The sequence below is a fragment of the Rhodococcus sp. R1101 genome, assembly GCF_000278445.1.
Lineage (GTDB): Bacteria > Actinomycetota > Actinomycetes > Mycobacteriales > Mycobacteriaceae > Rhodococcus > Rhodococcus gordoniae.
In genome coordinates, this window is the sequence record NZ_AJVB01000091.1 from 1 (window position 1) to 11,145 (window position 11,145).

The 11,145-nt window shown below is 68.0% G+C and carries 10 protein-coding genes; 4 read left to right on the forward strand and 6 right to left on the reverse strand.

The window, feature by feature from the left end:
- The 5 genes from R1101_RS0108780 to R1101_RS0108800 form a co-directional block, all read right to left on the reverse strand.
- On the reverse strand, positions 1-1,406 hold a 1,406-nt coding region (locus R1101_RS0108780; protein WP_016933068.1), incomplete at its 3' end, for a molybdopterin-dependent oxidoreductase.
- Complete coding sequence (locus R1101_RS0108785; protein WP_016933069.1) at positions 1,403-2,662, reverse strand: nitrate/nitrite transporter; 1,260 nt, start codon at positions 2,660-2,662, stop codon at positions 1,403-1,405. The genes R1101_RS0108780 and R1101_RS0108785, both read right to left, overlap by 4 nt.
- 190 nt (positions 2,663-2,852) lie before the next feature.
- The gene (locus R1101_RS0108790) at positions 2,853-5,138 is read right to left on the reverse strand and encodes a polyribonucleotide nucleotidyltransferase (RefSeq protein ID WP_016933071.1); all 2,286 of its coding nucleotides are present in this window, start codon (positions 5,136-5,138) and stop codon (positions 2,853-2,855) included.
- A gap of 324 nt (positions 5,139-5,462) precedes the next feature.
- A complete protein-coding gene (rpsO, locus tag R1101_RS0108795; RefSeq protein ID WP_016933072.1) occupies positions 5,463-5,732 on the reverse strand; it encodes a 30S ribosomal protein S15 in 270 nt (89 codons plus the stop codon).
- Between the two features lie 167 nt (positions 5,733-5,899).
- Positions 5,900-6,865 carry a bifunctional riboflavin kinase/FAD synthetase gene (locus R1101_RS0108800; RefSeq protein ID WP_016933073.1) on the reverse strand — a complete coding sequence of 322 codons (966 nt, stop codon included), beginning with the start codon at positions 6,863-6,865 and terminating at the stop codon, positions 5,900-5,902.
- A gap of 157 nt (positions 6,866-7,022) precedes the next feature.
- Here R1101_RS0108800 and R1101_RS0108805 point away from each other — a divergent pair, with 157 nt between their 5' ends.
- The 4 genes from R1101_RS0108805 to R1101_RS0108820 are packed head-to-tail and all read left to right on the forward strand — an operon-like array spanning position 7,023 to position 10,307.
- Positions 7,023-7,910: a metal ABC transporter substrate-binding protein gene (locus R1101_RS0108805; protein WP_016933074.1), complete on the forward strand. Its 888-nt coding sequence runs from the start codon at positions 7,023-7,025 to the stop codon at positions 7,908-7,910.
- On the forward strand, positions 7,907-8,704 hold the full coding sequence (locus R1101_RS0108810) for a metal ABC transporter ATP-binding protein (protein WP_016933075.1): 798 nt from the start codon (positions 7,907-7,909) through the stop codon (positions 8,702-8,704). The genes R1101_RS0108805 and R1101_RS0108810 overlap by 4 nt, the downstream gene beginning before the upstream one ends.
- Positions 8,701-9,594 (forward strand): metal ABC transporter permease, encoded by an 894-nt coding sequence (locus R1101_RS0108815; RefSeq protein ID WP_016933076.1) that lies wholly within the window; start codon positions 8,701-8,703, stop codon positions 9,592-9,594. Before R1101_RS0108810 ends, R1101_RS0108815 begins: the two co-directional genes overlap by 4 nt.
- 20 nt (positions 9,595-9,614) lie before the next feature.
- The gene (locus R1101_RS0108820) at positions 9,615-10,307 is read left to right on the forward strand and encodes a metal-dependent transcriptional regulator (RefSeq protein WP_016933077.1); all 693 of its coding nucleotides are present in this window, start codon (positions 9,615-9,617) and stop codon (positions 10,305-10,307) included.
- 136 nt (positions 10,308-10,443) lie between these two features.
- Here the strand turns inward: R1101_RS0108820 and R1101_RS0108825 are convergent.
- Positions 10,444-11,145: tRNA pseudouridine synthase B (locus tag R1101_RS0108825; RefSeq protein WP_016933078.1), on the reverse strand; the 702-nt coding region annotated here is incomplete at its 5' end.

An 11,145-nucleotide genomic window follows, 5' to 3' on the forward strand; every position in this document is an offset into this window, starting at 1 on the left:
ACGGTGCAGACGAGATGGTCCCCGACCCGACGGACCGGTACGCCCCGTTCGATGCTCTCACCGTGGCCGTCGACGGTGTCGAAACTCGGCAGGTACACCGTGGCGGTCTCCCCCGCTCTCCCACCGGCGGGCGCGACCGTCAGTGCCGGGACGAGGTCGCCGAGTTCGAGATTCCACTTGCCGACGCCGTCGTCGCCGTAGCGGAAGCCGAGCGAGCCCGGTGGTACGACGACCGTGTCGGTCGCCCCGTCGAGGAGGACCGGTTTGAAGGCCGCGTTCTCGACGCTGTGCCCCAGGTCGGCAGCCGTGAGGTTCTTGCCCGGCACGAGCTTTCCGTCGCGTTCCTCGAGCCGCACGAGGAACGGCAGGTCGGTGTACCGGCGGACGTAGTCGACGAAGAACGGAACCCGCTGCTGCACATAGAATTCGTTCAGCAGCACATGTCCCATCGCCATCGCCAGGGCCCCGTCGGTACCTGCCGCGCACGGCATCCACTCGTCGGCGAACTTGGTGTTGTCGGCGTAATCGGGGCTCACCGAGACGACCTTGGTACCCCGGTAGCGGACCTCCGTCATCCAGTGCGCGTCCGGCGTGCGGGTGACCGGCACGTTCGAGCCCCACATCATCAGGTAGGAGGCATCCCACCAGTCCCCCGATTCCGGCACGTCGGTCTGGTCGCCGAAGACCTGCGGCGACGCCACCGGCAGGTCTGCGTACCAGTCGTAGAACGAGGTCATCACGCCGCCGAGCAGTTCGATGAACCGCGAACCGGCAGCGAACGAGACCATCGACATGGCGGGGATCGGAGAGAAGCCGGCCACCCGGTCGGGACCGTACACCTCGATGGTGTGGACGTGGGCCGCGGCGATCATCTCGGTGGCCTCGGCCCACGTGATCCTCACCAGCCCACCCTTACCGCGGGCACGCTGGTAGCGCCGGCGGCGCTCCGGATCGCTCTGGATGTCGGCCCACGCGAGTACCGGATCGCCGAGCCGCTGTCTGGCCTCCCGGTACATCTCGACGAGCAGGCCCCGCGCGTACGGATACCGCACACGCGTCGGCGAGTAGGTGTACCAGGAGAATGCCGCGCCGCGCGGGCATCCCCGCGGTTCGTACTCCGGCCGGTCGGGACCCACTGTGGGATAATCGGTTTCCTGGGTCTCCCAGGTGATGATGCCGTCCTTGACGTAGATCTTCCACGAGCACGAGCCGGTGCAGTTCACCCCGTGGGTGGACCGGACGACCTTGTCGTGACTCCAGCGGTCCCGGTAGAAGATGTCGCCTTCGCGACCACCCCGCCGGGTGACGGTGCGTGTATCGGCGGACTGCTCGCCGGACGTGAAGAACCGTCCGCTGCGTACGAGCAGTTCCTCGATCCGGTTCCCGACTCCGGCGGTGTCCGTCACGGCTTCTCCTCACGTACCTCACGGTCGTCGCGGATCACGGAGCCTGCGGCCCGCGGGGGTGGTTCGTGGGCATGCAGGCGGAACGCGGTGTAGAGCAGGCACACCAGTGCGGTCACGGCGAGCAGGAGCAGACCGACCGTGTAGTCGTTGTCCTCGGCGTTGTAGGTGGCGCCCATCACCAGAGGCGGGAAGTAGCCGCCCAGCCCTCCCGCCGCGGCCACGATGCCCGTGACGCTCCCCACCGCATGTGCGGGTGCCCGCCGGGCCACCCAGGCGAAGACGCCCCCGGTTCCGATGCCGAGGAAGATCGCCAGCGTGATGAAGGTGGCGGCCGACCACAGATCCGCCGGGGGCTTGAAGGTCGCGATCACGGCCATCACCGCGGTGCCGGCGAACGAGGTGAGCACGACGTATTTCGGGGGCACCCGATCCGACAGTGCTCCACCTACGGGCCGTGCGAGGACCGCGGCGACCGCGAAACCGGCGGTGCGTGTTCCGGCGTCGACGGTGGAGAAGTCGTAGATCGTCTTGATGTAGGTGGGCAGGTAGGTGCTGAACGCCACGAACCCGCCGAATACGACGGCGTAGAGGAACGACATCTCCCAGGTGACGCGGAGTTTCGCCGCGACGGCCAATTTCGGCAGGACCGGATCGGTGTTGGGGGTGAAATAAGGTGCGTTGCGCATCACGAGGATGCACACCACCGCCGTCACCGCGAGGGCCCCCGCGACGATCAGATGCGTGGGCACCAGCCCGAACCAGTTCACGAAGCGAGGGGTGAAGAAGGCGGACAGCGCGGTGCCGACCATGCCGGCGCCGAACACGCCGGTCGCGAAGCCCCGGCGGGCGGGTTCGTACCAGTTGTTGGCGAACGGGATACCGACGGCGAAGATGGTGCCCGCGATACCGAGGAAGAAGCCGCAGACGAGCAGGAGCGGAAACGACCCCGCTTCAGCGACGAACCCGACCGCGACGACGGGCACGATCGACAGCAGGGAGATGGCGATGAACATCGCCCGCCCGCCGTACCGGTCCGTCATCGCTCCCACCGCGATGCGGCCGAGGGAGCCGACGAGGATCGGTGTAGCCACCAGCATCGACGCTTCCGTGCTGCTGAGCGACATGTCGGTGGCGTAGGTCGTCGACAACGGCCCGATCATGTTCCAGGCCCAGAAGTTGATTGCGGACACCCAGGTCGCCAACGCCAGATTCGCGCCCTGCGCTCGTCCGAGACCTTCGGGAGTGGCGGTGCTCACACCTTCAGGAAACCATTCCTGCCGGTGCCGGGGACGCACTTCGGAAGATCCTCGCCTTCGCGACGTCCGGCCGTGGCACCCGGTGGTCGCCGGGCCGGAAACGACGCACCCGTGGTGCCCGAACGAATGTCGGGCACCACGGGTGCGAGTTCAGGCGCCTACCGGAAACCGGCAGGCGGCCGGGTGAGAATCAGGACTCGGCGCCCTCGCCGGTCGCAGTGGCCTCGGCCGACTCGTCCTCGACGGGGACGAGGCTGATCTTGCCGCGGTTGTCGATGTCGGCGATCTCGACACGGATCTTCGATCCGACGTTCACGACATCCTCGACCTTGGCGATGCGCTTGCCGTTGCCCAGCTTGCTGATGTGCACCAGTCCGTCGCGGCCGGGGAGCAGGGACACGAACGCGCCGAACGCCGTGGTCTTGACCACGGTGCCGAGGAAGCGCTCGCCGACCTTCGGCAGCTGCGGGTTGGCGATGGCGTTGATCTTGTCGATCGCGGCCTGCGCGGACGGGCCGTCCGCCGCACCGACGTAGACGGTGCCGTCATCTTCGATGGAGATGTTGGCGCCGGTCTCCTCGGTGATCGAGTTGATCATCTTGCCCTTGGGGCCGATGACCTCACCGATCTTGTCCACCGGGACCTTGATGGTGGTGATGCGCGGAGCGAACTCGCTCATCTCGTCCGGGGCGTCGATGGCCTCCGCCATGACCTCGAGGATCGTGGCACGGGCGTCGTGGGCCTGCGAGAGCGCACCGGCGAGCACCTGCGAGGGGATGCCGTCGAGCTTGGTGTCGAGCTGCAGGGCTGTGACGAAGTCCTTGGTACCGGCGACCTTGAAGTCCATGTCGCCGAAGGCGTCCTCCGCACCGAGGATGTCGGTGAGGGCGACGTACCGGGTCTCGCGGGAACCGTCCTCGAGCTCGATCTCGTCGGAGACCAGGCCCATCGCGATGCCCGCGACGGGAGCCTTGAGCGGCACACCGGCGTTGAGCATCGACAGGGTCGAGGCACACACCGAACCCATGGAGGTCGAGCCGTTGGAGCTCAGGGCCTCGGACACCTGACGGATCGCGTAGGGGAACTCCTCCTGGCTCGGGAGCACCGGCATCAGGGCACGCTCGGCGAGCGCACCGTGGCCGATCTCGCGACGCTTCGGGGAGCCCACCCGGCCGGTCTCACCGGTGGAGTACGGCGGGAAGTTGTAGTGGTGCATGTAGCGCTTGCTGGTCTCGGGGCCGAGCGAGTCGACCTGCTGCGCCATCTTCACCATGTCGAGAGTGGTCACACCCATGATCTGGGTCTCGCCACGCTCGAACAGCGCCGAACCGTGCGCGCGCGGCACCACGGCGACCTCCGCCGAGAGCGCGCGGATGTCGGTGACACCGCGGCCGTCGATGCGGAACTGGTCGCGCAGGATGCGCTGACGCACGAGCTTCTTGGTGAGCGAGCGGAAGGCCGCGCCGATCTCCTTCTCGCGACCCTCGAAGTTCGGGGCGACCTGCTCGAGCACCTCGACCTTGATCTCGTCGGTGCGGTCGTCGCGGTCCTGCTTGCCGGCGATGGTGAGCGCCTCGGCGAGCTTCTCCGACGCTGCGGCCTCGACCGCGGCGTACACGTCGTCCTGGTAGGCCGGGAACAGCGGGAAATCACCGGTCGGCTTCGCGGAGGCAGCGGCGAGCTGCTGCTGCGCGATGCACAGGCGGGCGATGAAGGGCTTGGCAGCCTCGAGGCCCTCGGCGACGATCGTCTCGGTCGGTGCCTGCGCACCACCGTCGACGAGCGCGATGACGTTCTCGGTCGCCTCGGCCTCGACCATCATGATCGCGACGTCGGCGGTGTCCGGGTTGTCGGCTCCGCCGACGATCCGGCCGGCGACGACCATGTCGAAGACGGCGTTCTCGAGCTGCTCGACGGTCGGGAACGCGACCCACTGGCCCGACTTGTTGTCGTCGGAGGTGATCAGCGCGACACGCACGCCGCCGACGGGGCCGGAGAACGGCAGGCCTGCGAGCTGGGTGGACGCGGATGCGGCGTTGATGGCGACGACGTCGTAGAGGTCGTTCGGGTTCAGGCTCAGAACCGTGACGACGACCTGGATCTCGTTGCGCAGTCCGTCGACGAAGGACGGGCGCAGCGGCCGGTCGATCAGACGGCAGGTGAGGATCGCGTCGGTGGAGGGGCGTCCCTCACGACGGAAGAACGAGCCGGGGATGCGACCCGCGGCGTACATGCGCTCTTCGACGTCGACCGTCAGCGGAAAGAAGTCGAAATGCTCTTTGGGCTGCTTCGACGCACTGGTGGCGGAGAGCAGCATGGTCTCGTCGTCGAGATAGGCGACGACCGAACCGGCGGCCTGGCGAGCGAGGCGGCCGGTCTCGAAACGGATGGTGCGGGTGCCGAAGGCACCGTTGTCGAGCGTCGCGGTGGTCTCGTAGACCCCTTCGTCGATCTCGACTGCGGTAGTGCTTGTCATCTGTATGTCTTCTCTTCCCTCTTCGTCTTCGCCGTACCCACGCGGGCGCCGCGACCCCCGTGGCCACGGCTGCGCACCGACTCACGGAGGCGGTCGTCGATCGAAACCCTCCGGCGGATTCGGGATACGACACCCGACGGGACCGGAAGGTCACTACCGAGGACCGACACCGTCGGTGCATACGGATCATCACCTCTGGAGGCGATGGAAGTCGCCGGCCGAACCGGCACAAACACCGGCAGCCAACGAGGCCCAGTGTAATGGGTACCCCGTCGGCTGCCGGAAAAGATCAGCGAATGCAGATCAGGTCGTGTCGTGTCCGCGTCAGCGACGCAGACCCAGACGCTGGATGAGCGAGCGGTAACGCTCGACGTCGACCTTCTCGACGTACTTCAGCAGGCGGCGGCGACGACCGACCAGCAGCAGCAGGCCGCGGCGGGAGTGGTGGTCGTGCTTGTGCTGCTTGAGGTGCTCGGTGAGGTCCACGATGCGCTTGGTGAGCAGTGCCACCTGCGCCTCGGGGGAACCGGTGTCGGTCTCGTGGAGGCCGTACTCGCCGAGGATCTGCTTCTTCTGGTCGGTGGTCAGAGCCACTGGGTCACTCCTGTACAACTGACGTCCGCGTGACGGAAGACGGACGAAGTCCGCCCGGTACGGCCACCGCGAACCGCAGCACGCACCGACGGTCGAGCCTATCAGAGACGGCGGGGGCGGCGGCGATCCTCCATGCAGTCTCATCCGTTCCGACGACACGGGCGTCGCTACGCGGTGTTCGTGAGGACCTGTCGTGCGCGTTCGGCGTCGCGGTGCATCGCGGAGATCAATGCTTCCACGGAATCGAACTTCTCCATGCCCCGCAGCCGCTCGACGAAATCGACCGCCACGTGCTGGCCGTACAGATCGGCCTTCTCGTCGAGGACGAACGCCTCCACCGTGCGCTTGCGTCCGGAGAAGGTGGGATTGGTGCCCACCGAGACTGCCGCGAGGTAGCGCTGACCGGCGGTCAGCCCGTCGACGGGCGAACCGGAGTCGAGCACGGTGAACCAGGCCGCGTAGACGCCGTCGGCGGGGATCGCCGCGTAGATCGGCGGGGCGACGTTGGCGGTCGGGAATCCGAGACCGCGTCCGCGACCGTCGCCGTGTACGACGACACCCTCGACCCGATGCGGGCGCCCGAGTGCGTCCGCGGCCGCGGCGACGTCACCGGCGTCGACGCACGAACGGATGTACGTCGACGAGAACGTCACGGCGTGCTCGGCGACCAGCGTGAGCCCCTGCACCGCGAACCCGAAACGCTCGCCGATGGAGCGCAGCATGTCGACGGTGCCGGCCGCCTTCTTCCCGAAGGTGAAGTTCTCCCCCACGACGACCTCGGCCACGTGCAGGCGCTCCACGAGGATCTCGTGGGCATACCGCTCCGGCGAGAGCTTCATGAACTCCGGGGTGAAGGGCATGACGCAGAAGACGTCGATGCCGAGTTCCTCGGCGAGTTCGGCGCGTCGCGCCAGAGTGGTGAGCTGTGCGGGATGGCTACCCGGGCGGACCACTTCCATGGGGTGGGGATCGAAGGTCATGAGCACGGCGGCCACGCCGCGCGCGCGGGCCGCTTCCACGGCACGCGCTATGAGCTGCTGATGGCCGCGGTGTACACCGTCGAACACACCGATCGTGAGTACACACCGACCCCAGTCCGCGGGAATTTCGTCCAGACCTCGCCATCTCTGCACATCGGCAGCCTACGGCGCGTGCGCGGGCAGGGCACGTTCGGCTGTGCCACGACGTGGCCGCGTGACGCTGACGGCCGTGCGAATGCATAATTTCGGTGTGCCTAACTTTTTGTCGACAGCCCGCAGAACATGCACCGTACGTTCCCACGCCGGCCGCGTGGTCGCCGCTCTCGCGGCCACCGCCTGTGCCGCCACCCTCGCGGCGTGCTCGACCACAGGCTCCGCCGACGACCGCCCCCTGGTCCTCACCACCTTCACGGTGCTCGCCGACATGACTCGGAACATCGCCGGTGAACACGTGCGGGTGGAGTCCATCACCAAGCCCGGAGCGGAGGTCCACGGCTACGAGCCCACGCCGGGCGACCTGCGGTTCGCGACCGACGCCGACCTGATCCTCGACAACGGACTCGGTCTCGAACGGTGGTTCGAGCAGTTCGTCACCGATGTCGACGCCGAGCACGTGGTCGTGAGCGAAGGTGTGGATCCGCTGCCCATCGGTGAGGGCGCGGCGACGGGACCGTACAACCCCCATGCCTGGATGTCCCCTCTCGCGGCCCGTATCTACGTCGACAACATCGCCACTGCACTGGCCGATCTCGCGCCCGAGCACTCGGACGACTTCGCGGCCCGCGCCGAGGCGTACACCGCCGAACTCGACGGTCTCCACGCCGAACTCGTCAGCGCCCTCGACGGTGTTCCCGCGAATCGGCGCGCACTCGTCACCTGCGAGGGGGCGTTCAGCTATCTCGCCCGCGACGCCGGACTGCAGGAGGCCTATCTGTGGCCGGTGAACTCGGAGCAGCAGGGCACTCCCCAGCAGATCGCGCGCACCGTCGATTTCGTACGCACCAACGAGGTACCCGCGGTGTTCTGCGAGTCGACCGTCTCGGACAAAGCGCAACGGCAGGTCGCGGCCGACACCGGAACCGAATTCGGCGGGATCCTCTACGTCGACTCGCTGTCCGAGCCGGACGGGCCCGTGCCCACCTACCTCGATCTGCTCCGGCACGACATCGACGTCATCACGACAGGACTGAGCTCATGACCTCGACACTCGACGCACCTGCACTGTTCGTCGACGACCTGACGGTGCGCTACGACACCGTTCTGGCCCTGCAGGACGTCACCCTGAAGCTCGCACCGGGCCGCGTGTGCGGACTCGTGGGCACGAACGGCTCGGGCAAATCGACGCTGTTCAAGACCATCATGGGTCTGGTGCGGCCCACCTCGGGCCGCGTCACCATCGGCGGGGCCACCACCGCCGCGGCGCGGCGCCGCACACAGGTCGCCTACGTGCCGCAGTCCGAGGCGGTCGACTGGAACTTCCCGATCGGTGTGCGCGACGTCGTCATGACGGGACGCTACGGCCACCAGGGCTTCCTGCGCCGACCGCGTCCCGCCGATCACGAGGCCGTCGACGCCGCACTCGACCGCGTGGGCATGACCGCGCTCTCCGGCCGTCAGATCGGGCAGCTCTCGGGCGGCCAGCGCAAGCGTGTCTTCGTGGCACGGGCGATCGCGCAGGGCTCGCCGTTGCTGCTGCTCGACGAGCCGTTCGCGGGGGTCGACACCACCACCGAGCACGCACTGACCGCCGTCATCCGCGAACTGGCCGCGAGCGGCCACGCGATCCTCGTGGCCACCCACGATCTCGCGGGTCTGACGCAGCTGTGCGACGAGGCGGTGCTACTGCAGCGCCGTGTCCTCGTTCACGGCACTCCCGAGGAAATTCTCCGCCCGGAGAACCTCGCCCGCGCCTTCGGCGCTCCCCCACCGGTGAACGGTGGACGAGCCGAGGACCTCGCACGGGAGACATACGCACAGGAGGCCGGACGATGATCGACGTGCTGATCGAACCCCTGCAGTACGGCTTCATGCAGCGCGCGCTGCTCGTGGCTGTCGCCGCGACCGTCGTGTGCGCCCTGCTCAGTTGCTGGCTCGTGCTCATCGGCTGGTCGCTGATGGGCGACGCGGTCTCGCATGCCGTGCTGCCCGGCGTCGTGCTCGCCTACCTGGTAGGAGTGCCGTTCGCGCTCGGCGCTCTGGTCTTCGCCGGGATCGCCGTGGCGTTGATCTGGCTCGTCCGCGGAACGAGCCGCGTGAAGGAGGACGCCACGATCGGCATCGTCTTCACGACGCTGTTCGCCCTCGGCGTGGTGCTGATCTCGAAGAACCCGAGCCAGATCGACCTGCACCACGTGCTGTTCGGCAACCTGCTCGGCCTCGCCACGGGCGACGTCTGGCAGGTCTCGATCCTGGCGGCCGTCGTCCTGGCCGTGCTCGTCGCGAAGCGCCGCGATCTGACGCTGTTCGCTTTCGACCGCGTCCAGGCACACACGCTCGGCCTGTCCCCCGCCGCGTTGTCGGCACTGCTGCTGTCGCTGCTGGCGGTCACCATCGTCAGCGCGCTGCAGGCGGTCGGGGTGATCCTGGTCGTCGCGATGCTCATCATTCCGGGCGCGACCGCATATCTGCTCACCGACCGGATGGCCCGGATGCTGGTGATCGCGCCGGTGCTCGCCGTGATCGCGTCGGTGGTCGGTGTGTACACCAGCTACTACACCGACGCCGCGACCGGCGGCGTGGTGGTGCTCGCCCAGGCCGTGGTCTTCACCCTCGCGTACCTGTTCGCACCGCGGCAGGGCGTCGTCACCCGATTCGTGACGCGCCGCCGGCCGCCGGAGGGCGTGAAGACGAGCGAGCCGACGGAGAGCGTGATTCCCGGGTGACGGTTACCTAAGCTGGACGCGTGCCTGAGAGTAACGAGACCACCGCGACCGAACTGCTGTCCTCGGTGGCGCAGGACTATCTCAAGATCATGTGGACGGTCCAGGAGTGGTCCGGAGACAAGATCTCGACCAAGCTGCTCGCGGAGAAGCTCGGCGTGTCGGCGTCCACCGTGTCCGAAGCGGTGCGCCGCCTCGCCGATCAGGGACTCGTCGACCACGAACGCTACGGTGCGATCTCCCTCACCGACGAGGGGCGGCAGGCCGCGGTGGCGATGGTCCGCCGCCACCGCCTCATCGAGACGTTCCTCGTCCGCGAGCTCGACTACGGGTGGGACGAGGTCCACGACGAAGCCGAGATCCTGGAACACGCCGTCTCCGAACGGATGGTCGCGGCGATCGACGCCAAACTCGGCCATCCCGAACGCGACCCGCACGGCGACCCGATCCCGTCACCCGACGGCACGATCCCCTCACCGCCGGCGCGTGCCCTGAGCGAGTTCCGCGACGGCGACCACGGACGGGTGGCCCGCATCTCCGACTCCGACCCGGCCATGTTGCGCTACTTCGACGAGGTGGGCATCGCACTGGACACCGACATCACCGTGCTCGAACGCCGAGACTTCGCGGGCACCATCTCGATTCGGCTCGGCAGGACCGAAGGACCCACGATCGATCTCGGCCACCCGGCGGCCGAGGCGATCTGGCTCGTCTGACCCGGTCCGGGGCAGAACTCACAACACAGGCGGAGCTCGCAACACAGGCAGGCTCACACCAACGGCAGAAGGCTCGCAACACCGTCGCCGGCCGACAGTGTTGCGAGCCCGCGGTCCGTGTGGCGAGCCTGGCCGATCACATGTTGGCGGGCCGCACCACGAAGACGGCCGACGCGCGGCTGCCCTTCTCCTGGAGCAGCGCCGCTGCCCGTCCCCGGGAGTCGACGGCAGCGTAGACACCGCGCAGTCCGACGGGTTCGAGCCAACGGCCGTTCGCGAGCAGACCCGCTTCCTCGTCGCTGATCGTCCGGCACTCGAAGGCGGTGCGTACCGCCGCGTCGATGTCCAGGCTCGGTGTCGGATCGTCCGCGAGCTGCTCGAGCGTGCGGGCGTGCCCGAGGTCGAACGGGCCGACCTGCGTGCGGCGCAGCACGGTCAGGTGACCACCGACTCCGAGGGCCGCACCGAGATCGCGTGCGAGCGCGCGGATGTAGGTGCCGGACGAGCAGTCCACGTCGACGTCGAGGTCCACGAACCCGTTCTCGGGCACATCACGGCGTGCGCGGACGTCGAAGCGGGAGACCGTCACCGGCCGGGCCTTCAGCTCGACCGTTTCCCCCTCCCGCATACGGGCGTAGGCACGTTTCCCGTCGATCTTGATGGCGCTGACACTGGCGGGCACCTGCTGGATGTCGCCGGTCAGCGCGGCGACGGCCTCGGCGATCTGCTCGTCGGTCACATGGGTGGCGTCCGCCGTCGCGACGGTCTCACCTTCGGCGTCGTCGGTCACGGTGCTCTGGCCGAGACGCACGGTCGCGCTGTACGACTTGGTGGTCAG